This is a genomic window from Obesumbacterium proteus (assembly GCF_001586165.1).
Lineage (GTDB): Bacteria > Pseudomonadota > Gammaproteobacteria > Enterobacterales > Enterobacteriaceae > Hafnia > Hafnia protea.
Genome location: NZ_CP014608.1, coordinates 849,356 through 871,105 on the forward strand (window position 1 = coordinate 849,356; position 21,750 = coordinate 871,105).

The window sequence follows — 21,750 nt, forward strand, 5'->3', positions numbered from 1 at the left end:
TTATTGCTTGATATTAACCCGCAGCGGCTTCGGCTCTGCGGGTTTTTTGTTGAGTTAGTTAAGCCTGCGCACTGCGCTGCTGTAACTGGGTCAAAGCCGTTAGGGCACGCTGGGCGTCGGCGGCAGGAATGAAAATGTGGTCGTGATAATAAGCAGCCACCACGTTGGCGCTGATACCCGCCTGTGCGAGTTCGGTGGCAATCGCCGCGGTTAGCCCAACGGCCTCAAGGCTAGAGTGAACCGTGAGCGTGATTTGACGGAAGTCTGAACTGGTATCGAGGCCAGCGGCTTGGGCACCTTCACGTGTTAAAATCAGCGTGATCCCTTCGGCTTCCATAAAAAGCCCCAGCGGGTTCAGCGCGGCGGCTTGTTCCAGCGTGAGTGATTGGCTGGTACAAAAAACGAAAGCTTGCGGGTTAAGTGTGGGCTCCATCGAGGCCAGAAGCTGGGTAATATCTTTAATGCCGCTCATGTAAGTATCTCCTTAACAATTTGGCGCTAGATTAGCGGGCGATCGATGTGGCGTTAAATTAAAAAAAGTTTGCTGCAATTAGGTATGCTAATAGAAGTACGTTGCAACGCGATGAGAGAGGGGATGGTCATGATTGAAGTGATTCTGGTTGATGAAAACGATATGCCGATTGGCAGAATGGAAAAGCTTGAGGTTCATCAGCAGGGGCTATTGCATCGCGCCATCTCTGTGTACGTGTTTAACGATCATAACGAGCTATTGATCCAGCGCCGTGCGGCAGGGAAATATCATGCTGGCGGCCAGTGGAGTAATACCTGCTGCGGTCATCCACTCCCCGGTGAAGATACTCAAGAAGCGGCGATGCGGCGGCTTTATCAAGAAATGGGAATGGCGTGCGCGCTGCATGAATCTTTTGAGCTGAGTTACTGCCTCGACGTTGGCGGTGGGCTAACTGAGCACGAGCTGGCACATGTTTTTATTGGTCATAGCAACGTGGTTCCACAGCTTAATGCAGAAGAGGCCGATGCTTTTGCCTACCATCCCGTGGATGAAATTTTAGAGCAAATGAAGCTCAAGCCCGAGCGCTTTACGCCGTGGTTTAGGCTGTGTCTGCCGAAAGTCGTCGCACATCTCGACTGAAGTTTTGCATCGAGCTGGCGAATATTTCCTGACAAATGCCTTCTGTAATGAAATGTCGGGTATGTGGTTTTTTGTCGGCTGGCCTGAAACCAGGGTTAATCATTGTTTTTAAATGCTTTTATCTGAAAAGCCGCATAGTAAGTTTGTCTCTCTCTCATCGGATTAAAATTCATACGTAAAGTTGCTTAAATTGCGTTCAAAAAAATTGAATAAGAAGCTCAAAACTATCCGATTTTAACTCTTCGTTAACCGATCTATTCTTTAGTCATCGGAAGGCGGGCGCCTTTCAAAACGACAAAATTTAAAGAAAGGTAAACGTTATGAAAATCATCAAAAATTTAGCTGTAGTTTTCGCACTCTCTGCAACCGCATTCGCTGCTACTGCCGCAGACCTCTCTTCTCAGCCAACGTCTGACATGCAGAAAATGGGCGTTGTATCCGTAAGTGGCGCAACTAACCTTGATGGGTTGGAAGCACGCGTAGCGGCTAAAGCTGAACAGGCTGGCGCATCTTCTTATCGCATTATTTCCACCTCTGGAAATAACAAAATGCATGCTACTGCTGAACTGTATAAATAATCGATACTCGTCATACTTGATACAGCATCTGTAGTTCAGAAGCAGTACAGAAAAGGCCTTTCCCAATCAATGGGAAAGGCCTTTTTGTTGTCAGCTTTAAACCACCTCCTCGGGAGGTGGTGATTGTCCCTGTGAGGCTATAGCCTGAAGGAAGCCCATGCCAGAAAATTCCAGCTTACTCACCACAAGTAAGAAGGAAATCACTGACATGAGCAGTTATAGAAGTTCAGCACATGTATTCTGGCGTTGCAAATATCACTTGGTGTGGACGCCAAAGTATCGCTACAAGGTTTTAGCAGGGGCGGTAGGTAAAGAGCTTTATCGCTCAGTTTATATACTTTGCAATATGAAAGATTGTGAGGTACTTGAACTGAATGTTCAGCCAGACCATGTTCATCTTGTCGTGATGATCCCGCCGAAACTCTCGATCTCAACGCTGATGGGCGTCCTGAAAGGGCGCACAGCTATTCGTCTCTACAACAAGTTTCCGCATATACGAAAGAAGCTGTGGGGTAATCATTTTTGGGCGAGGGGATATTTTGCCGACACAGTTGGAGTGAACGAAGAAATTATCAGGCGCTACGTGAGGCATCAGGATAAGAAAGACCAAGAATACGAACAGCAAATGGCGTTATTACAGGATTAAAACGAACAAGGCCCCCTTTTAGGGGGCCCCATTTAAAGCCACCTCTTCAAGAGGTGGATTTTTACTTTTGATATTCAGGGGAGCGGTTGTGCCTTTCTCACGGTTTTGGTGGTAGCCTAAGAAATCGCATCTGAAGATGTCAATTATGTTCGGTACAACGGGCGTTATCGTGGAGGACTGCACTGTGGGGAATAACATCGTGGATAAAAAAATCGGTTTTATTGGCTGTGGCAATATGGGCAAGGCGATTTTAGGTGGTCTGGTGGCGAGTAAATTAGTCTCACCGGAAAATATCACGGTGTATAACCGTAGTGCGCAAAGCGTTGAGGCGATTAGCCAAGAGTTTGGTAGCCAAGGTGCCAGCAGCGCAGATGAAGTCGCTAAGCAGGCTGATATTCTGATCGTAGGTGTTAAGCCGAATATGATGACGAATGTTTTGGGTGAAATTAGAGAATCGCTCAAGCCAAACGCGATTGTGGTTTCCATTGCGGCCGGTGTCACGCTAGAAACGCTAGAATTTGCGCTGAAAGATGGGCAAAAAGTGGTGCGTGTGATGCCGAATACGCCGGCGTTGGTGAATGCAGGAATGTCGTCCATTACGCCGAATAAGCAAATGACCGAAGATGAAAGCGAGCTGATTGTAGAAATTTTTAGCAGCTTTGGTAAGGCCGCTATTGTTCCTGAATATCTGATCCACTCCGTGGTGGGCGTGAGTGGCTCTGCGCCGGCCTATGTGTTTATGTTTATTGAAGCGATGGCTGATGCCGCAGTGCTGGGTGGAATGCCACGCGCGCAGGCCTATCAGTTTGCCGCGCAGGCGGTGATGGGGTCAGCCAAAATGGTGCTGGAAACCGGTAAACACCCCGGCGAACTCAAAGATATGGTGTGTTCTCCAGGGGGAACCACGATTGAAGCCGTAAAAGTGTTAGAGCAAAAAGGTCTGCGTGCGGCCGTGATGGACGCGATGCAAAGCTGTATGGCGAAGTCAGAAGAGATGAGCCGTCGATAATTTTTACCCGTATTCTCCTTTATTTGATATTTGATGCCCCATGCCATGGGGCATCTTCCAGATAATTCCCCCATATGAATCTTCATCTAAGTCCGTCACCATAGCTACGAGGCTGGTGTTGACATTTTTCTGCTGAATAGTCCCTCGCCGATTAAGAACTTTCTTGGTAAATTCCGTCGCCGCATCTGAACGATTTAGAATGCGGTGTGTCTCATGTTTTCTAGGGTTAGCAACAAGGTTTCAGAAAGTAATGCAAAAAATAAAATTGCTATCACAACCAATGCAGGCGCTGCTGTTAGCGATTTATATTGGTATTTTTCTTAATATTCCGGTGTTTTTACGCCGTTTTGATGAAGTCAAAGAGGGGCTCCATTTTTCTAAATGGTTGACGGGAAGTTTAGAGGTGATGGTTGTTCTCCTCTTTACCTTCTTTATTCTGAGAGTGTGTTCGCTGGGAGGACGCTGGTTCTTCAAAATTACGGCTACGCTCATCACGCTGATTTCCGTGGCTGCAAGCTACTATATGACGGCGTTTAACGTCGTGATTGGCTACGGCATTATCATTTCCGTATTTTCTCCAGGCGATTTGGGTCTGTTTTCCGAAGTTGTTGGCTGGAAATTTGTTTTGTGGTTTGTCGCCGCCAGTATCATTCCTTTGGCGATCATCTGGCTGGGCTCAGCGCAAAACACCTTGCTTGAACAGCTGAAAACACCGGGCAAAAGAATCATCTCTTTGGTTGGGATGGCGCTGATCGTTGCGGTGGTATGGGTTCCATTAAACTTAATGGGAACCGCGCAGAAAAAAATCGACCAGAAGAATAACGTTGATATGCCAAGCTATGGCGGCGTGGCCGCTCACTCGTATTTGCCATCAAACTGGCTGGCGGCGTTTGGATTATATGGCTATACCGCGCTGGATGAGCGACAGGATGAAGCCGATTTATTTGACCCTGCGGATCATTTTTCTTACGTTGCGCCTGAAGGGATAGATGATACCTATGTCGTGTTCATTATCGGTGAAACGGCGCGTTGGGATCATATGGGGATTCTGGGGTACGAGCGTGACACCACGCCACAGCTGGCAAAGGAACCTAATCTGGCCGCGTTCCGCGGTGAATCCTGCGATACATCAACCAAACTGTCCCTACGCTGTATGTTTGTGCGTGAAGGCGGGACGGAAAACAACGCTCAGCGCACGCTGAAAGAGCAGAATATTTTCTCTGTATTACATCAGCTTGGATTCAGCTCTGAGCTCTTTGCGATGCAAAGTGAGATTTGGTTCTACAACAATACCGATTCAGATAATTTCTCATTCCGTGAGCTGATCGCCGCAGAACATCGTAATGATGGGAAGCCGGTCGACGATATGCTGTTAGTGGAAGAGCTGCAAAATTCATTGCAGAAGCATCCAAATGGCAAGCATTTAGTCGTACTGCATACGTCTGGTTCTCACTATTTGTATACGCAGCGCTATCCGCGTAGCTATGCGAAGTTTAAACCGGAGTGCATGGGCGTAGACGATTCTTGCACCAAAGAGCAGCTGATGAACTCCTATGACAACAGCATTTTGTACACTGACAACATGATTAAAAGCGTGATTGATCAGGTGCGAGATAAAAAAGCATTGGTGTTTTATGCCTCAGACCACGGTGAGTCGATCAGTGATAATGAGCATTTCCACGGTACTCCGCGTGAAATGGCACCGCCAGAGCAGTTCCGAGTGCCATTGATGGTATGGGCATCGGATAAGTTCTTGGCTTCAGGCAACAATGCCAAAATGTTTGCGCAGGTGCAAAAGCAGGCAAAACAGGGGCAGACTCACCGCCACGTTGAGCTGTATGACTCGATTCTGGGTTGCTTAGGCTATACCCCGCCAAACGGCGGAATTAATGAAAACAACAACTGGTGTCGTTTCTAATTCAATAGCTTAATCGTCATAAGCCGAGAGGAGTTGCTTCTCTCGGCTTTTTTATTCCTAAAATCCTTTTTTCCTCGCATAAAGTTTCCCTCAAGTTCGTCTTTAGCCTGCCGATAAACTGATCAATCATCAGCCAGTTCCCTCTGTTCATAATTTACTCTCCATAGAGAGAGGCGTTTTGTACTGGCTGAGAGAGATACCACATCTGATGTCTTCTTTTGCAGGCTCTTTCATTCCTAGGGATACGACTATATGAGTAAACACCTGACAGTCCGTGGTGGGCTGGCACTCATCATGCTTGTTTATACGCTATTACTGCTGATGATCAGCATTATCGGTATTCAATCTGTTCGCCAAATTAATCAAAGACTGGCCGTTGTGAACCAGGTGCAGGCCGAAGAGCTGAGCCCACTGGCTGCCAGCTTTAATGCTACGCTACGGGCTCGTACCGCAGGGGCACTATCTGTTCGCCAAATGGAGATGGGTAAACTAGCGGCGGCAGATGATAGCCGTCAGCGGGCGGAAAAATTGATCGGTGAGGCTGATGCTTCGATGCAGAAATTTACCGATTTAAAGAAACTGACGCCTCGCGGTGCGCAACTGAGCTCTGAACTGGAAAATACCTACCAGATCTACGTTAATCAGGCGCTACGGCCGATGTTGCAGGCGCTGAAAACCAACGATAGCGCGGCGTATTACGCATTATTAGAAGATCAGTTGCGCAATTTATCGGCCAATTTTGATCAAGACCTGCGTGATTTCCGTGTCTTCGCCGATGAAGTTGGTCAAAAGGCATTGTCAGATGCGCAACATGACTATCAACGCGACCTGATTATTATCAGTGTGTCTTTCATATTTTCGTTACTGATTGGCGCGCTGTGCTGGGTTGCGCTACGTAAAATCATCCTGAATCCATTGGAAAGTTTAGACGGGCATGTTTCTCTGATTGCCAGTGGCGACTTGTCTCAGGATCTTGAGAGTGAAGGCAAATCAGAAATTGCCAAACTGGGACGCCGTGTGCTCACCATGCAAACATCACTGGCAGATACGGTCAGTCAGGTGCGTGATGCCAGTATGCAGGTTGACGTTGGCGCGAAGGAACTGACCGTTGGCAACAGGAACTTATCGCAGCATACGGAAGAGCTGGCCGCTTCGCTGGAGGAAACCGCAGCGAGTATGGAGCAGTTGACCGCCACGGTGAAACAGAATGCGGACAACGCCGAGCAGGCGAATCAGTTGGCAGGGAATGTTTCTCATACCGCGGATAAAGGGGCTGAAATCGTTAGTGAAGCCATTGCTCGCATGCAGGGAATTTCGACCAGCTCCCAGAAAATTGCCGACATTATCAGCGTGATTGACGGTATTGCTTTCCAGACCAATATCCTCGCTTTAAACGCAGCCGTTGAAGCCGCTCGTGCGGGCGAACAAGGACGTGGTTTTGCGGTGGTTGCTGGTGAAGTGCGTAACTTGGCACAGCGCAGTGCTCAATCGGCCAAAGAGATCAAAACGCTGATTGAAGATTCTGCTCGTCGGGTGAAAGAGGGCTCATCGATGGTGACCAACGCGGGCGATACCATGGCTGATATCGCCAAGGAGATTCGTCAGGTAACGGCGCTGATGAGTGAAATTTCTGAAGCTTCTCACGAGCAAAGTCGCGGTATTGAACAGGTGAATCAGGCGATTTCACAGATGGATCAGGTGGCGCAACAAAATGCGGCGCTGGTGGAAGAGTCTGCCGCTGCGACCGGTTCTTTAGAGGAGCAAAGCGGGAATCTGATGCAAAGCATGAGCGTGTTTAGGCTCACGGCGAACGGATAATTGGCATCAACCTCCCCTTGTTTCTTAAGCTGCAAAGGGGAGGTTTTCGCGCGACCTATTCGGCGCGAATAAACGTGACCAATTTAGGTTGAGCGATGCGCTGATAGTCTTGGGTGTTGAGGATCAGAGAACGCTCAAGCGTACCGGCGTTAAATGCTAGCTCATCGAAGCGCTGGAATAGCAGTGGATCGGCTACTAATAACAAGTCTGGGTGGAAGCTAAAAGGCGGTATCGCGCCGAATACGCAGTCGGTTAACGCATCGACTTCCACTGGGCTGGCTAATGAAGCTCGCGTACCGCCGATACCGTGCGCTAACGCGCTGAGATCGGCCTGCTGGTCGTCGGGTAATATGGCTAAAACATGCTGCTTAACGCCGTTTCCTTTCACATGACAGACTAGCGCTTTGGCTCCCTGCCCAAGCTGTGTACCGCGAATTTTTGCCACTTCTTCAGATTTTCCCGCCGTAGGGTGTTCCACTACGCGATAACGAGCCTGATGCTCATCAAGCAGGGCCGTTAAACGCGCAAATGTTGCTATCGACATGCTATCTCTCCTGAGTCTCGGTTTGCATCATCATAGCGCGATCGTACCTGCCCTGACTTGATGCGAAGTGGCCAAAATGGCTCCCTGAAACAGGGCATCGGACCTCGGATCACAGCATTTCCTCCTGTTGATAACGCAGATCACAAACTCAATTGTTCAGATATTCATCATTTAGCGAGAATTTTTTCAGCAAGTTTGGCAGCTGTATTCTCTATTAAAGATTTGTTACATGGTGAAATGAGCTGATATTTGCGCGGTAGCATAAATTTTAATCCTGTAAATGTTATCAATACGTTTCTTTAATGTTTGTATGCTGTATATCACAGTCCTTGTAAATCACGTTTGGTTATATTGACGTCACCTTAAACACTTGCGAAATTGGTATGCATAAGGTGGGTGATTAACACTGGGATCCCTTTCCGAGTGCTACCCAATGTGGCCCCGAAGAATCGTTCTCTTTGGCATGCGGGTTGCACCTATCCTTGGCTGTCAGCCAAAGCTGCACGGATCGCCTATAAAAAAATAGATCTGGCAGAACACACACATCACACTACGGAGCCAAGCGTTATGTCTTCTCATAAGAACACCTCCACCCGCCGTGGAAAGAAAATTGGTGCGCTGAAGTTGGGGATTGGTCTGGTTGCTCTGGCGCTGGCCGCCGGTGCGCAGGCAAAAACTCTGGTTTATTGTTCAGAAGGTTCACCTGAGGGCTTTAACCCGCAGCTGTTCACTTCGGGCACCACCTACGACGCCAGCTCGGTGCCGATCTACAACCGTTTGGTTGAGTTCAAAACCGGTACTACCGAGATTGAGCCCGGCTTAGCTGAAAAATGGGATATTAGCCCAGATGGCAAAACCTATACTTTCCACCTGCGCAAAGGCGTGAAGTGGCAGGGCAGCAAGCTGTTTACACCAACGCGCGATCTGAACGCTGACGACATCGTGTTCTCCTTCATGCGTCAGAAAGATGATAAAAACCCGTACTACAAAGTCTCTGGCGGTACCTATGAGTATTTCCAAGGGATGGGGCTGGGCGAGCTGATTAGCAAAGTTGAAAAAGTGGACGATAACACCGTTCGCTTCGAGCTGACGCGCCCTGAATCGCCGTTCTTGGCTGACTTGGCGATGGACTTCGCTTCTATTCTGTCTGCGGAATACGCCGATGCGATGATGAAAGCCGGTACGCCTGAGAAGATTGACCTTGAGCCACTGGGCACTGGGCCATTCCAATTGGTGCAATACCAGAAAGACTCCAAAATCCTCTATAAACCGTTCAAAGATTACTGGGGACCTAAGCCAAAAATCGATCGCTTAGTCTTCTCCATTACGCCGGATGCGTCCGTGCGTTATGCCAAACTGCAAAAGAATGAGTGTCAGGTGATGCCGTATCCAAATCCGGCTGACATTGACCGTATGAAACAAGACAAATCCATTACTCTGATGGAGCAACCGGGGCTGAACGTCGGCTATCTGTCGTTTAACGTCGAGAAAAAACCGCTGGATAACGTGAAAGTGCGTCAGGCACTGACCATGGCAGTGAACAAAGAAGCGATTATCGACGCGGTATATCAGAAAGCGGGTCAGCCTGCGAAAAACCTGATCCCACCGACCATGTGGAGCTACAACGACAAGATCACCGATTACGCTTACGATCCTGCTAAAGCCAAAGAACTGCTGAAAGAAGCGGGTCTGGCAGACGGTTTTGCTATCGACCTATGGGCAATGCCGGTGCAGCGTCCGTACAACCCGAACGCTCGCCGTATGGCTGAGATGATTCAGGCTGACTGGGCGAAAGTGGGTGTGAAAGCCAAGATCGTGACCTATGAGTGGGGCGAGTACCTGAAACGTGCGAAAGACGGCGAACACCAGACCGTGATGATGGGTTGGACTGGGGACAATGGGGATCCAGACAACTTCTTCGCGACGCTGTTTAGCTGCCAGTCGGCGAAAGACGGTTCTAACTACTCAAGATGGTGCTACAAGCCGTTTGAAGATCTGATCCAGCCAGCACGTGCTGAATCCGACCATGAAAAACGCACCGAGCTTTACAAGCAGGCTCAGGTAGTGATGCATGACCAAGCGCCTGCGCTGATCATTGCCCACTCCACCGTATACGAGCCAGTGCGTAAAGAAGTGAAAGGCTATGTGGTTGATCCATTGGGTAAACATCACTTCGATCAGGTGTCTCTCGACTAATTACCGCTAACCCTCCCAGCCTCCCCCTTGTCAGGGGGAGGAGCCGATTGTGATTTTTATCGATCTGCGCTCTCCTCTGTGAAGGGGAGGGCTGGGGTGGGGTCTCTGTTAGTCGTAGCTGTACTGTGAGCAATGCTTCATCATAAAAATAGAGAGTACGGGATATGTTGCAGTTCATACTCCGGCGTTTGGGGTTAGTTATCCCAACGTTTATTGGCATTACGTTGTTAACGTTTGCTTTTGTTCACATGATCCCCGGCGATCCGGTCACGATCATGGCAGGGGAACGCGGGATCTCGGCCGAACGTCATGCTCAGATGATGACGGAAATGGGCTTGGATAAACCGCTATATCAACAATATTTTCACTACGTCAAAGACGTATTGCACGGTGATTTAGGCACCTCGCTCAAAAGCCGCACGCCGGTTTGGGATGAGTTTGTGCCCCGTTTCAAAGCCACGCTAGAACTGGGTATCTGCGCGATGCTGTTTGCCATTCTCGTGGGTATACCGGTTGGCGTATTAGCCGCGGTGAAGCGCGGCTCCGTTTTCGACCATACCGCTGTCGGCATCTCGCTGACGGGCTATTCCATGCCTATTTTTTGGTGGGGGATTATGCTCATCATGCTGGTGTCGGTGCAGCTCAATCTGACGCCCGTATCGGGGCGCATTGATGACAGCGTATTCCTTGATGATAGCTTACCGCTCACCGGCTTTATGCTGATTGATACCCTTATCTGGGGCGAGCCGGGCGATTTCAAAGACGCGGTCATGCATATGATCCTGCCTGCCATTGTGCTGGGCACTATCCCACTGGCGGTGATTGTGCGTATGACGCGTTCCTCCATGCTGGAAGTGCTTAGCGAAGACTATATCCGCACCGCGCGCGCCAAAGGTTTAGGGCGTATGCGGGTAATCATTGTGCATGCGTTGCGTAATGCGTTGCTGCCGGTGGTTACGGTGATTGGTCTACAGGTGGGGACGCTACTGGCTGGCGCCATTCTGACAGAAACCATCTTCTCTTGGCCGGGCTTAGGCCGCTGGCTAATCGATGCGTTGCAGCGTCGTGATTATCCTGTAGTGCAAGGCGGAGTACTGCTGGTGGCCATTATGATCATCTTGGTCAACCTGCTGGTCGATGTGCTGTATGGCGTCGTCAATCCACGCATTCGGCATAAGAAATAGGAGGCGCAACGATGTCTAACGTTACAACAACGTCCCCAGCAATGAGCGCGCCTAAACCCATGACGCCGTTTCAGGAGTTTTGGCACTACTTCAAGCGCAACAAAGGCGCGGTAGTGGGGCTGGTTTATATCATTATCGTGTTAGTTCTCGCGATCGGCGCCAACGTATTGGCTCCGCATCTTCCCGCAGAGCAGTTTCGTGATGCGCTGCTTAAACCTCCCGTTTGGCAAGACGGCGGCAGTTGGAAGTTTATTCTCGGTACCGATGATGTCGGTCGTGACGTGCTATCGCGCCTGATTTATGGTGCGCGCCTGTCGCTGTTGGTTGGCTGTTTAGTGGTGGTCTTGTCGCTGATCCTCGGCGTGGTATTTGGCCTGCTGGCGGGTTACTTCGGCGGCGTGGTTGATGCCGTCATTATGCGTATCGTCGATATTATGCTGGCGCTGCCAAGCCTGCTGTTGGCTTTGGTGCTGGTGGCTATCTTCGGCCCTTCAATCGTTAACGCTTCGCTGGCGTTGACGTTTGTTGCCTTGCCACATTATGTCCGTTTGACGCGTGCGGCGGTGCTGGTGGAAGTTAACCGCGACTACGTCACCGCGTCTCGCGTGGCGGGGGCCGGTGCCATGCGCCAAATGTTTATCAATATTCTGCCTAACTGTTTAGCGCCTTTGATCGTGCAGGCGTCGTTAGGTTTTTCGAATGCCATCCTCGACATGGCGGCGCTGGGTTTCCTCGGTATGGGCGCACAGCCGCCAACGCCTGAGTGGGGAACTATGCTGTCGGACGTGTTGCAGTTTGCGCAAAGTGCGTGGTGGGTTGTGACCTTCCCCGGCCTTGCGATCCTGCTAACGGTATTGGCATTTAACCTGATGGGCGATGGGTTGCGCGATGCGCTAGACCCGCGCTTGAAACAGTAAAAGTCTACTGACACCGCCTAGGTGAACTGGGCAACGGAACATAGGTAGATTTTTGGGAGCAGAATATTATGGCTTTATTAGAAGTTAACGAGCTATCAGTTCACTTCGGTGAAAAAGATGCGCCGTTTCGCGCCGTAGATCGTATTAGCTATAGCGTCAATCAGGGTGAAGTAATTGGTATCGTTGGAGAATCTGGCTCTGGTAAGTCGGTGAGTTCACTGGCGATTATGGGGCTCATTGATTTTCCCGGCCGCGTGATGGCAAACGGACTGAGCTTTAACAATATCGATTTACAGAAAATCTCAGAGAAAGAGCGGCGTCAAATCGTGGGGGCGGAAGTCGCCATGATTTTTCAGGATCCCATGACCAGTCTGAATCCATGTTACACCGTGGGCTTCCAGATTATGGAAGCGCTCAAGGTGCATCAGGGCGGCAATAAAAGCACGCGCCGTCAGCGCGCTATTGACCTGTTAACGCTGGTGGGGATCCCCGATCCGGGCTCGCGTTTGGATGTGTATCCGCACCAGTTGTCCGGCGGGATGAGCCAGCGTGTGATGATTGCGATGGCGATTGCCTGTCGGCCAAAACTGTTGATTGCCGATGAACCGACCACGGCGCTAGACGTCACCATTCAAGCGCAAATTATTGAGTTGCTGCTGGATCTTCAGCAGAAAGAGAACATGGCGCTGGTGCTGATCACGCACGACTTAGCGCTGGTAGCCGAAGCCGCGCATAAAATCATCGTGATGTACGCCGGTCAGGTGGTTGAAGCCGGAACGGCGCAGGAAATATTCCGCACGCCACGCCATCCGTATACGCAGGCTCTACTGCGGGCATTGCCCGAGTTTGCCGCCGATAAAGCGCGCTTAGCATCGCTGCCGGGCGTTGTTCCAGGTAAATACGATCGCCCTAACGGCTGCTTGCTTAATCCGCGCTGCCCGTATGCGACGGACTTGTGCCGTGAGGTAGAACCGGAACTTAAGGAACTCAACGGACGTAAGGCGAAATGCCATACGCCGCTCGATGATGCGGGGAGGCCAACGCTATGAGTCAGGCAATATTGAATAAACAGGCACCGCTGCTTCAGGCCATTGATCTGAAAAAACACTATCCGGTGAAGAAGGGGATGTTTGGCGCTGAACGCTTGGTAAAAGCGTTAGACGGCGTTTCTTTCACGCTGGAAAAAGGTAAAACGCTGGCGGTAGTGGGCGAGTCGGGCTGTGGGAAATCCACGCTGGGGCGTTTGCTTACCATGATTGAGATTCCTACCGGCGGCGAGCTGTATTACCAAGGGCAGGACTTATTAAAACCAGACGCCACGGCGGAAAAGCTACGTCGCCAGAAAATCCAGATCGTGTTTCAGAACCCGTATGCTTCGCTGAATCCGCGCAAGAAAGTTGGCGCAATTCTTGAGGAGCCGCTCACCATCAATACCAAGCTTAGCGCCGCTGAACGGCGTGAAAAAGCGTTGGCGATGATGGCGAAAGTGGGGTTGAAAACTGAGCATTACGATCGCTACCCGCATATGTTTTCCGGTGGTCAGCGCCAACGTATTGCCATTGCGCGTGGGTTGATGCTAAACCCAGACGTTGTGATTGCGGATGAGCCGGTGTCTGCGCTGGATGTATCGGTGCGGGCACAGGTTCTGAACCTGATGATGGATTTGCAGCAGGAGATGGGGCTGTCTTATGTATTCATCTCTCACGATCTCTCCGTGGTTGAGCATATTGCGGATGAGGTCATCGTGATGTATCTGGGGCGCTGTGTGGAGAAAGGGCCGAAGGAAGCGGTGTTCAATAATCCGCGTCACCCGTATACCCAAGCGTTGCTGTCGGCAACACCTCGGCTCAACCCTGATATGCGCCGTGAACGTATAAAATTGACCGGTGAGTTACCGAGTCCGTTGAATCCGCCTCCAGGATGTGCGTTTAACGCTCGCTGTAGTCGTGCGTTTGGCACCTGCAAACAGCTGCAACCACAGCTCAGGCAGTATGGCGATCAGCTTATTGCCTGTTTTGCCGTCGATCAGGATGAGGCCGCACAGAGCGCTTAAAGCGGATTATCCATATAAATACTTATTTGAAGAGCCTCATACAGGCTCTTTTTTATGTGTACAAGATAGGCTTACTTTTTATGTGTAAATCTGCACACGAAGTGACTATTAGCATGCAAAAAAAAGAGAAATCAGATGTATTAGACTGCTGGTGCTATGACAGGCTTTTTCTTTGTTAGAAAAATCCTAACGGATGTTAATAGTATCAATCTTAATTGTCGGTTGCCGTTATTCTAAGGATACGTGTATTTGCAGATATATATTGTTGGGTTAATGGTGCATTAAAATATCCATATTAAAATAACGTCTACTCGTGGAAGATATATTTCCTGTATATGTAAACATATATTGGCGTAATGTGAAAATATGTTTTTATAGTGATCTAAGTAAGAAAAAGGCTCCCATTTGGGAGCCTTTTTAAACGTTTGACGATAGCGTGTTATTGCGGATAAGGAACCCAATCACCACCGTTAAGGCGAATATAAGGCTTGCCCTGATACTGAATAACGATGGCGTTATCGTTCTCTGAAACCGGTGCGGTTTGTGGCAGCCCTTTCAATAGATCCTGCCAATTCACGCTTGCTTCGGTGAAGATTTTACCGTCCACGGAGCGAGCGACCAGTTCTGAAAGTGCCAGATAGCTGCTTGGCTGATCGATAACGATTTCAGCCGGTCGCGGTGCTTTCATGCCGATAAACTTGATACCAACGGGAACGTCAGTGATGCTTGGGCTTGGTATATCACGCAGCCCAGACATCTGCATTTTATCCCCAACCAGCGCCGCACCGTGCTCAGGCACCACAACAACCATGATTTTGCGGTTTGATTTCTCTAGCTGGGTAAGGAACGTATCCAACTGATCAAACAGCTTCTGAGCGCGAGGCTTATAATCGGCAACTTTACTGCTGCCAACCATTCGGTTGCCATCGTGCAGCGGAATCAGGTTAAAGAAGGTTGCAGTACGCGCATCCCCTGATTTTTCAACCGTTTGTTCCCAGCGTTGCAGCACTTCAAGATCGTTAAAGATTGGCTCGCCATCAAAGGAAGTCAGCTCATTTGAAATACCTGCCTGAGACTCTAGCGGTGGCTGCAAATCAGCATATTTCCGTAGATCATCCAGATAGTTACCAAACTTGCCGCTATGGTCCATGATCAGGTTCTGACCGAAGCCTAGCTTAGCTAAATTATCCATCAGATAGCACTGCTGACCTGCGACAGAATAGAGCTCTTTATGCGACGGCTGCCCACAGCTGGCGCGTAACAAGCGGATAGAAGCCGGGCCACTGTAGGCGGTGGCTGAGTTGAAGTCTTTAAACAGAATATCGAAGTGTTTCCACAGCGGATGATCCTGTAAGCCAATGGAATCAACGTCAGACCATGCTAAAGAACAAATGTTGATAATCAGTAAATCAAAGGGTTGTGCATCAGTCGGCAGCGCTGCAGGGAACTGAGTTTGGCGCTGTTTTTCACTGGCATAGAACGCATCGAGGTAAGCCGACAAGTTCTTACTATCCGGTGGCGCCGTTTGTGCTGGCAGGTCGCCGGTTGCGGCTGGCGTAGAGCCTACGTTGGCGCTGGCCGTTGGTGTCGTCGCCGTATTATTACTTGCAATATCAGGGGTTAGCGAGATAGCAGGGCCGGCAATTTGCAACACATTCAGCCAAACGAGCGCACCCACCACGAAGACCGTTATGCGGATCCACTGTGAGATAAATAGGTAGCCGACCAGCATCACGAAGCCTGCGCCGATCATCTTCCAGTTGATAAAGCGGTTTATCAAATCCAGCATGTATGACGCTGAGAAGCCCGCCAACTGCGAGCCTTGACTCATAATACTGTTGATCCCCGGTAACCAGGTGTCGTGATAGAACAGACCAATACCGATAGGGATCGCAATCCAGTTACGCCAGCGATGCAAACGAGCATTTGGCAACGGGAAAAGCAAAAATGCGAGGAAAATCAGGTTAGAAAGCGCATCAAAATTGAGATAGCCAAACCACAACAGGGCGAATTTAAGCAGGAAATAGAAATTCCAACCGCCTAGCCCACGCCAGTAGTGCCACAGATCCGCTATGTTGTTCTTGGTATTACTATTCTTGGTCATTTTTACGGTCTACCGTGACTGAAGTGTTACGTTGCAAACGAGTATTACGCCGCAAGATCCCCTCGGATTTTAAATAGCGCGGCGTGAATAAAACCTGACGTACCGACTGAAGCAACATCGGCAATTTTTTACGCAAATAGTAGCCTAATGGCAGCAAAATCACCGCACACAGCACGATAAGTTGCAGTATATCCATACCGTTCATCATTCAGCACGCTCCTGATGTAATGCTAGAGACAGGCTGATTGGCTGCGGTGAATGCCGAGTTGGGTGCTCTTCGGCCACCGGACTGTTTTTATTACTGACCAACGGCGCGAGCCGGTCGGAAAGATGCCAGTTTGATGGCTTATTAAGCTGCATCTGCTGCAGTTCCATGATGATCAGCTTGTCTTGATACCAGACCATGCGGTTGGAGAAAACTTCTTCGACCGGCAGTGGGAAGATATGTTTAAGTGCAACATCTAAGTCATTGATTCGGCATGATGAAAGGAACAGCGTTAGCCGGTTTTCATCAATGGTGACTAAGTCACCAAAGCGGCGTGCGCGGCATAGCGTGAGCGCTTGTTCGGCGCGAAGTCCGGGTACTGGGCGCAACGCCACCAGAATGCCTTTGCTGTCTTCTGGTAATAATGTGTTATTCATCAATGACATCAACGTTTCACAGAAAGGATTATAAGGAATATATCCTTTCAAATTCAGCGGACGCATTGCATCAATGAGCAAATTAATATCGGCAGGAACATGGCGTGGATAGGTTTGCCCTTGAATCCCTTCTAACATGGTCAAACAGCGTGAAAGCGGTGCGTTATGCGGCACAATCAGGTTAGCACCACAGGCCAACAGCAAACGCTCATCGCTGAAACGTAAACAAGGGGCGCTTTCACGCACAACGAGCTTAATAATCTTTCCGCGCTGGCGGCGCAAAGTATGAATTTTTCGCGCTAACGCATCGAGCTGATCGCTGTTCGACAGCTGAAACACCAGCGTCGAGGCTTGCGCCGCGTAAGCGGCATTAAACAGCGCCAGATTACTTTCAAACAGATGCCAATTTTCTGACAACGGTGGAGCGCCTTCCAGCACGCCTTTATGGGCGAGATAGAGCTGTTCATCGTTACGTGGCTGCGGTGCCTGAGAGGTATCTTCTTGCGCGCGCCAGCCTTGCTCATCAAAAGAAACGCTAACGTCTTGCTGAGCGGTTACGCCGTTTTGATTACACCAATACGCCACATCATAACGGTGTAGATCCTGTAGCCAACGCAGGCTGGCAAGACCGCACAAAGTACGGTGTTGAGATTGCAGCGTTGCTCTTTGATTATTCGCGCTTTTTCCGTAATCTAAAATCAATAGCGTACAGTTTTGTTGGCGCAGCCAGCGGGCCGTGTTTTTCATCCAGTCGGTCAGCTCATAAGGCTGCAACTGCTCCCAAATGCTGGAGGGGGTTAGCAGCACCAACAGACGATTTTTCGGGTTTAAACCACGCATCAAATCTTCAGTCAGCTGCAATAGCGCTTTTTTATTTTCGGGCAGCGAATAGATTGGAAGTTTGTCGGGGCCATGGGCGTAGTTGGCGCTGATGATGTCCTGAGGAGGATGATTAACGCTGATTAATGCCGCGCGTGTTTCAGCTGGCTGGCTAGAGATAACCTGCTGGCAAAAACTTTTGGCATCAACTTCACGGTCTGCGCTTACCCAGTAGAGGCCGGGAGCCTGCATAATGAGAAGTTCATCCCATAATTGATGAACCCCAAGAGAAAACGATAGCGCCATAAGAGTTTAATTTCTCTGAATGTGGTTATGCCCAGTAAAACTGATTTTTTTATCTAATGGACAGATTTATCTTAGCCATATGAAATTCTTTTGCTTACTGTTTTACTACGACTTCATTTATTTGCAGGAGCATCAGTTTACTAGCGAAAAAGCATAAAGGAATGTAACATTATAAATAAATCACGACAAATTACTAAGACCCTTATGTTCTCGCTATTATATTGTAGCAACAGCTTTTCTTTATCTAGCTATAATCATAAACCATAGCCGATTTTTCACGGATAGCAGAATGAATGATAAAAGAAATAATCCGACTGAGAATAGCCCAACATTTACTTTCCAAAATGATATTGCGGCCTTAAGCAAAGCATTTTCTATTCCAAAAATCGACTATGTTGATATCTCTAGACAAGAACATATGAATGAAGTGATCCGCCGCTGGCCTCTTTTGGCGGAGCTGATGCAATTTTCAGGGAGCGCTAAGTAATGGCAATTATTGCTTTGCAGGGATTGCGGGGAGGTGTGGGAACCACATCTATCACCGCAGCGTTAGCGTGGGGATTGCAGCAGTTGGGTGAGTCAGTGCTGGTTATCGACGTTACCCCAGCGAATTTGCTACGCATGCATTTTAATACTGATTTCACTCACACGAACGGTTGGGCGCGTGCTGAATTTGATGGCACAGCGTGGCAAGACGCGGCGCTGCGTTACACCGACCTGCTTGATTTCCTGCCTTTCGGGCAAATTAGTGCGGATGAGCACGCGCAATTTTTCACTAATATTCATCGCTGGACACAGTGGGCGCAAAACATTTCTGCATTGCGTGCCAGTGGTCGCTACAACTGGATTTTGCTGGATGTGCCAAACGGTATGCATCCGCTGACACAACATTTCACCTCCCTTGCCGATGGCGTTATTAACGTTATTGTTCCAGACACTAACTGCCACACGCGTTTACATCAGCAGTCGCTGCCGCAGGGAACCTTCCTGTTAGCTAATCAACTGCTCGCCACCAGTAAACTGCAAGAAGATATTTACCAGCTGTGGCTGCAAAGTTTACCTTCGCTGTTGCCCATGGTGATTCACCGTGACGAGTCGATGGCAGAAGCGAGCGCCGCCAAGCAACCGGTTGGTGAGTATTATCCGCATTCTCTAGCGACTGAAGAAGTTATGACGCTTGCCAACTGGTGTTTGCTGCATTTTGATGCCGATGGCAACGTAGCTGATGGGTCGGTGTTATGAGGTTGATTCTCGATCTGTTTTTGATGACGCCAGCGCGTCAGGCGTTGGCCGATCGCTATCGTCAATACCGCCAGTATAATGAAGCCTCCCCATTAGGGGCGGCTTTAGGCTGTTTTTGGTTAGCCATGGCATGGTTGTTTCTAAAATTAGAATCTCCACGCTGGCAGCAAATCCGTAGCCAACAAATTACGCTTTTCCCCCACATTGATGCGCAGCGTCCGCGCCCGTTAGATATCATTCGTTATGCTATTCAGAGCCTGTGGCTGATCGTGTTCTCGATGCGTCGTTCGGCAAAGCGATATGGCTTGGGAACGCGATTTAAAGGCTTACACAATCGCTATCATGACTGGCTGAAAAGCTTACCCGATAAAGTACAAGAACACGGTGCTGAAGAGTCTGAAGAGGCCTTTAACCGTTTAGGTCAGGGCGTTCGGCGTATTATTTTAGGCGTGATGTGTGTGTTCTCTACCATCCTCGCCCTGTTGTGTATCTCGCAGCCGTTCGATTTAAGTTCCCAGTTTGTGTTTGTACTGCTGCTGTGGGGCATTGCCATGGTGGTGCGGCGTATTCCTGGGCGGTTCTCATCTCTGATGATGATTGTGCTGTCGTTAACCGTTTCCTGCCGTTATATCTGGTGGCGCTATACCTCAACGCTGAACTGGGACGATCCGGTCAGTTTAATCTGTGGGCTGTTGCTGTTAGCCGCAGAAACCTATGCGTGGGTGGTGTTGGTTCTGGGGTATTTCCAAACCATTTGGCCGCTTAATCGCCAGCCAGCACCGATGCCGGAAGACGTTAAGTCATGGCCAACCATCGATATCATGGTGCCAACCTACAACGAAGACATGAGCGTGGTTAAGCCAACGATCTACGCGGCGTTGGGCATTGACTGGCCGAAAGAAAAGCTGAATATCTGGCTGTTGGACGATGGTGGCCGCGAAGAGTTTCGTGAATTCGCGGAAACGGTAGGTATTAAGTATGTTGCCCGAACAACGCATGAGCATGCTAAAGCAGGGAACATCAATAACGCCCTGAAGCAGGCGACCGGCGAATTCGTAGCGATTTTTGACTGTGACCACGTGCCAACTCGTTCATTCCTACAGTTAACGCTGGGCTGGTTCTTTAAAGACAAAAAGCTCGGCATGATGCAGACGCCGCACCACTTTTTCTCCCCCGATCCTTTTGAACGTAACCTTGGTCGTTTCCGTCGCACACCGAATGAAGGCACTCTGTTCTATGGTTTGCTGCAAGACGGTAACGATATGTGGGATGCGACCTTCTTCTGCGGCTCTTGTGCTGTATTACGACGCACCGCGTTGGATGAAGTGGGCGGGATTGCCGTTGAAACCGTGACGGAAGATGCGCATACCTCCTTACGTTTACACCGTCGTGGATGGACTTCGGCCTATATTCGAATTCCACAGGCGGCGGGCTTAGCTACGGAGAGTTTGTCGGCGCACATTGGTCAGCGTATTCGTTGGGCGCGAGGCATGGTACAGATTTTCCGTTTGGATAACCCGTTGTTTGGCAAAGGCTTGAAGCTGGCGCAGCGTATTTGTTATGCCAACGCCATGCTGCACTTCTTATCGGGTATTCCGCGACTTATCTTCTTAACCGCGCCGCTGGCGTTCTTGCTGATGCACGCCTACATCATTTTTGCTCCGGCGCTGGCTATTGCCTTGTATGTTATTCCGCACATTGTGCATTCCAGCCTGACCAACTCAAAAATCCAAGGCAAGTACCGCCATTCGTTTTGGAGTGAAATTTACGAAACGGTTCTGGCGTGGTACATCGCTCGCCCTACGACGGTGGCGTTATTTAATCCGCACAAAGGGAAATTTAACGTTACCGCCAAAGGGGGATTGGTTGAGCACCAGCATGTTGACTGGGTGATCACCCGCCCGTATCTGATTTTGGTTTTGCTTAACTTTGCCGGGCTGATATTGGGTATTTGGCGTATGTCATTCGGGCCAGAAGATGAAATCTGGACGGTGGCGATGAGTATGGTGTGGGTATTCTACAACATGATCATTTTGGGCGGCGCCGTGGCGGTTTCGGTTGAAACTAAGCAGGTTCGTCAGTCCCACCGTGTAGAAATTGCGATGCCTGCCGCAATTGCGCGAAAAGACGGCCATATTTTCCCTTGTACGCTGCGTGACTATTCTGATGGCGGCGTGGGAATTGAGCTACGTTCAGGCAATGTGTTGCACGATGGTGAGAATATTACGCTGATGCTTAAGCGCGGACAGCAGGAATATTCCTTCCCAGCTAAGGTTACGCGAGTCTTCGGACAAAAAGCCGGTTTGCGTATGGATAACATGAGCGTAGCCCAGCACATTGAGTTTATTCAGTGTACGTTTGCTCGCGCAGATACTTGGGCGCTGTGGCAAGACAGTTTTGCAGAAGATAAGCCGGTAGAGAGTTTGGTGGATATTTTGAAACTCGGCTTCCGTGGATACCAAAGCCTTGCCGACTATGCGCCGCCGATTTTACGTAGCGTGTTTGTTGGATTTAACACTCTGGTTGCGTGGACGGTTTCGTTTATTCCGCGCGGGGTGAGCAGAGCGTGAGTAGGTAGGAAAAATAATAAGCTTTTCGGGACTTTTCTTTATTCATCGGTTTCAAGGCGCAGCGGAGACTCTCTGTGCGATGAGATGCGAAGG

19 protein-coding genes are annotated in these 21,750 nt (G+C 49.5%); 14 read left to right on the forward strand and 5 right to left on the reverse strand.

Translation table 11 applies throughout. The features are described from left to right. Positions 1–58 precede the first annotated feature (58 nt). Positions 59–472 (reverse strand): ACT domain-containing protein, encoded by a 414-nt coding sequence (locus tag DSM2777_RS04130; protein ID WP_046458443.1) that lies wholly within the window; start codon positions 470–472, stop codon positions 59–61. Between the two features lie 123 nt (positions 473–595). Between DSM2777_RS04130 and idi the strand changes: the two genes are divergently transcribed. From idi to DSM2777_RS04160, 6 genes are all read left to right on the forward strand, one after another. Then, complete coding sequence (idi, locus tag DSM2777_RS04135; RefSeq protein ID WP_174521845.1) at positions 596–1,111, forward strand: isopentenyl-diphosphate Delta-isomerase; 516 nt, start codon at positions 596–598, stop codon at positions 1,109–1,111. Positions 1,112–1,431: 320 nt separating this feature from the next. After that, positions 1,432–1,689, forward strand: coding sequence for a multiple stress resistance protein BhsA (gene bhsA, locus DSM2777_RS04140; RefSeq protein ID WP_025799557.1), 258 nt, complete (start codon positions 1,432–1,434; stop codon positions 1,687–1,689). A gap of 208 nt (positions 1,690–1,897) precedes the next feature. Continuing rightward, a complete protein-coding gene (gene tnpA / locus DSM2777_RS04145) occupies positions 1,898–2,335 on the forward strand; it encodes an IS200/IS605 family transposase (protein WP_043495692.1) in 438 nt (145 codons plus the stop codon). 199 nt (positions 2,336–2,534) lie between these two features. Further along, positions 2,535–3,344 carry a pyrroline-5-carboxylate reductase gene (gene proC, locus DSM2777_RS04150; RefSeq protein ID WP_046458469.1) on the forward strand — a complete coding sequence of 270 codons (810 nt, stop codon included), beginning with the start codon at positions 2,535–2,537 and terminating at the stop codon, positions 3,342–3,344. 250 nt (positions 3,345–3,594) lie between these two features. Then, positions 3,595–5,262: a kdo(2)-lipid A phosphoethanolamine 7''-transferase gene (gene eptB, locus DSM2777_RS04155; protein ID WP_061553248.1), complete on the forward strand. Its 1,668-nt coding sequence runs from the start codon at positions 3,595–3,597 to the stop codon at positions 5,260–5,262. Between the two features lie 252 nt (positions 5,263–5,514). Continuing rightward, a complete protein-coding gene (locus DSM2777_RS04160; RefSeq protein ID WP_061553249.1) occupies positions 5,515–7,080 on the forward strand; it encodes a methyl-accepting chemotaxis protein in 1,566 nt (521 codons plus the stop codon). Positions 7,081–7,135: 55 nt separating this feature from the next. Here the strand turns inward: DSM2777_RS04160 and DSM2777_RS04165 are convergent, their stop codons facing one another. Continuing rightward, a complete protein-coding gene (locus DSM2777_RS04165) occupies positions 7,136–7,624 on the reverse strand; it encodes a YbaK/prolyl-tRNA synthetase associated domain-containing protein (RefSeq protein WP_061553250.1) in 489 nt (162 codons plus the stop codon). 567 nt (positions 7,625–8,191) lie between these two features. Between DSM2777_RS04165 and dppA the strand changes: the two genes are divergently transcribed. The 5 genes from dppA to dppF all read left to right on the forward strand — a co-directional run bounded on the left by dppA (position 8,192) and on the right by dppF (position 13,974). Next, positions 8,192–9,820: a dipeptide ABC transporter periplasmic-binding protein DppA gene (gene dppA, locus DSM2777_RS04170; protein ID WP_046360031.1), complete on the forward strand. Its 1,629-nt coding sequence runs from the start codon at positions 8,192–8,194 to the stop codon at positions 9,818–9,820. 164 nt (positions 9,821–9,984) lie between these two features. Continuing rightward, a complete protein-coding gene (gene dppB, locus DSM2777_RS04175; protein WP_040044429.1) occupies positions 9,985–11,004 on the forward strand; it encodes a dipeptide ABC transporter permease DppB in 1,020 nt (339 codons plus the stop codon). Between the two features lie 11 nt (positions 11,005–11,015). Continuing rightward, the gene (gene dppC / locus DSM2777_RS04180; protein WP_025799544.1) at positions 11,016–11,921 is read left to right on the forward strand and encodes a dipeptide ABC transporter permease DppC; all 906 of its coding nucleotides are present in this window, start codon (positions 11,016–11,018) and stop codon (positions 11,919–11,921) included. Between the two features lie 68 nt (positions 11,922–11,989). Beyond that, entirely contained in the window at positions 11,990–12,970 is a 981-nt protein-coding gene (gene dppD, locus DSM2777_RS04185) for a dipeptide ABC transporter ATP-binding protein (protein ID WP_061553251.1), read from the forward strand. Further along, positions 12,967–13,974 (forward strand): dipeptide ABC transporter ATP-binding subunit DppF, encoded by a 1,008-nt coding sequence (gene dppF / locus DSM2777_RS04190; protein WP_046458438.1) that lies wholly within the window; start codon positions 12,967–12,969, stop codon positions 13,972–13,974. The genes dppD and dppF overlap by 4 nt, the downstream gene beginning before the upstream one ends. 439 nt (positions 13,975–14,413) lie before the next feature. On the opposite strand, the gene bcsG is transcribed toward dppF, so the two are convergent. The 3 genes from bcsG to bcsE are packed head-to-tail and all read right to left on the reverse strand — an operon-like array spanning position 14,414 to position 17,845. Continuing rightward, positions 14,414–16,078 (reverse strand): cellulose biosynthesis protein BcsG, encoded by a 1,665-nt coding sequence (gene bcsG / locus DSM2777_RS04195; protein WP_061553252.1) that lies wholly within the window; start codon positions 16,076–16,078, stop codon positions 14,414–14,416. After that, positions 16,065–16,286 (reverse strand): cellulose biosynthesis protein BcsF, encoded by a 222-nt coding sequence (bcsF, locus tag DSM2777_RS04200; protein WP_040044433.1) that lies wholly within the window; start codon positions 16,284–16,286, stop codon positions 16,065–16,067. Before bcsF ends, bcsG begins: the two co-directional genes overlap by 14 nt. Beyond that, the gene (gene bcsE, locus DSM2777_RS04205; protein WP_061553253.1) at positions 16,283–17,845 is read right to left on the reverse strand and encodes a cellulose biosynthesis protein BcsE; all 1,563 of its coding nucleotides are present in this window, start codon (positions 17,843–17,845) and stop codon (positions 16,283–16,285) included. Before bcsE ends, bcsF begins: the two co-directional genes overlap by 4 nt. A 289-nt stretch (positions 17,846–18,134) precedes the next feature. Between bcsE and bcsR the strand changes: the two genes are divergently transcribed. The 3 genes from bcsR to bcsA are packed head-to-tail and all read left to right on the forward strand — an operon-like array spanning position 18,135 to position 21,657. Next, complete coding sequence (bcsR, locus tag DSM2777_RS04210; protein WP_046458435.1) at positions 18,135–18,332, forward strand: cellulose biosynthesis protein BcsR; 198 nt, start codon at positions 18,135–18,137, stop codon at positions 18,330–18,332. Next, a complete protein-coding gene (gene bcsQ / locus DSM2777_RS04215; RefSeq protein WP_046458434.1) occupies positions 18,332–19,087 on the forward strand; it encodes a cellulose biosynthesis protein BcsQ in 756 nt (251 codons plus the stop codon). The genes bcsR and bcsQ overlap by 1 nt, the downstream gene beginning before the upstream one ends. Continuing rightward, positions 19,084–21,657: a UDP-forming cellulose synthase catalytic subunit gene (bcsA, locus tag DSM2777_RS04220; RefSeq protein ID WP_061553254.1), complete on the forward strand. Its 2,574-nt coding sequence runs from the start codon at positions 19,084–19,086 to the stop codon at positions 21,655–21,657. Before bcsQ ends, bcsA begins: the two co-directional genes overlap by 4 nt. The last annotated feature ends 93 nt before the right edge of the window (positions 21,658–21,750 follow it).

Excerpts from the sequence above, each read along its gene's own strand:
- eptB (WP_061553248.1), top strand. The coding sequence starts at position 3,595 with ATGCAAAAAATAAAATTGCTATCACAACCAATGCAGGCGCTGCTGTTA.
- dppA (WP_046360031.1), top strand. The coding sequence starts at position 8,192 with ATGTCTTCTCATAAGAACACCTCCACCCGCCGTGGAAAGAAAATTGGT.
- idi (WP_174521845.1), top strand. The coding sequence starts at position 596 with ATGGTCATGATTGAAGTGATTCTGGTTGATGAAAACGATATGCCGATT.
- bcsR (WP_046458435.1), top strand. The coding sequence starts at position 18,135 with ATGAATGATAAAAGAAATAATCCGACTGAGAATAGCCCAACATTTACT.
- bcsE (WP_061553253.1), bottom strand. The coding sequence starts at position 17,845 with ATGGCGCTATCGTTTTCTCTTGGGGTTCATCAATTATGGGATGAACTT.
- bhsA (WP_025799557.1), top strand. The coding sequence starts at position 1,432 with ATGAAAATCATCAAAAATTTAGCTGTAGTTTTCGCACTCTCTGCAACC.
- DSM2777_RS04130 (WP_046458443.1), bottom strand. The coding sequence starts at position 472 with ATGAGCGGCATTAAAGATATTACCCAGCTTCTGGCCTCGATGGAGCCC.
- bcsA (WP_061553254.1), top strand. The coding sequence starts at position 19,084 with ATGAGGTTGATTCTCGATCTGTTTTTGATGACGCCAGCGCGTCAGGCG.
- dppC (WP_025799544.1), top strand. The coding sequence starts at position 11,016 with ATGTCTAACGTTACAACAACGTCCCCAGCAATGAGCGCGCCTAAACCC.
- dppB (WP_040044429.1), top strand. The coding sequence starts at position 9,985 with ATGTTGCAGTTCATACTCCGGCGTTTGGGGTTAGTTATCCCAACGTTT.
- dppD (WP_061553251.1), top strand. The coding sequence starts at position 11,990 with ATGGCTTTATTAGAAGTTAACGAGCTATCAGTTCACTTCGGTGAAAAA.
- DSM2777_RS04165 (WP_061553250.1), bottom strand. The coding sequence starts at position 7,624 with ATGTCGATAGCAACATTTGCGCGTTTAACGGCCCTGCTTGATGAGCAT.
- bcsF (WP_040044433.1), bottom strand. The coding sequence starts at position 16,286 with ATGATGAACGGTATGGATATACTGCAACTTATCGTGCTGTGTGCGGTG.
- bcsG (WP_061553252.1), bottom strand. The coding sequence starts at position 16,078 with ATGACCAAGAATAGTAATACCAAGAACAACATAGCGGATCTGTGGCAC.
- bcsQ (WP_046458434.1), top strand. The coding sequence starts at position 18,332 with ATGGCAATTATTGCTTTGCAGGGATTGCGGGGAGGTGTGGGAACCACA.
- dppF (WP_046458438.1), top strand. The coding sequence starts at position 12,967 with ATGAGTCAGGCAATATTGAATAAACAGGCACCGCTGCTTCAGGCCATT.
- DSM2777_RS04160 (WP_061553249.1), top strand. The coding sequence starts at position 5,515 with ATGAGTAAACACCTGACAGTCCGTGGTGGGCTGGCACTCATCATGCTT.
- tnpA (WP_043495692.1), top strand. The coding sequence starts at position 1,898 with ATGAGCAGTTATAGAAGTTCAGCACATGTATTCTGGCGTTGCAAATAT.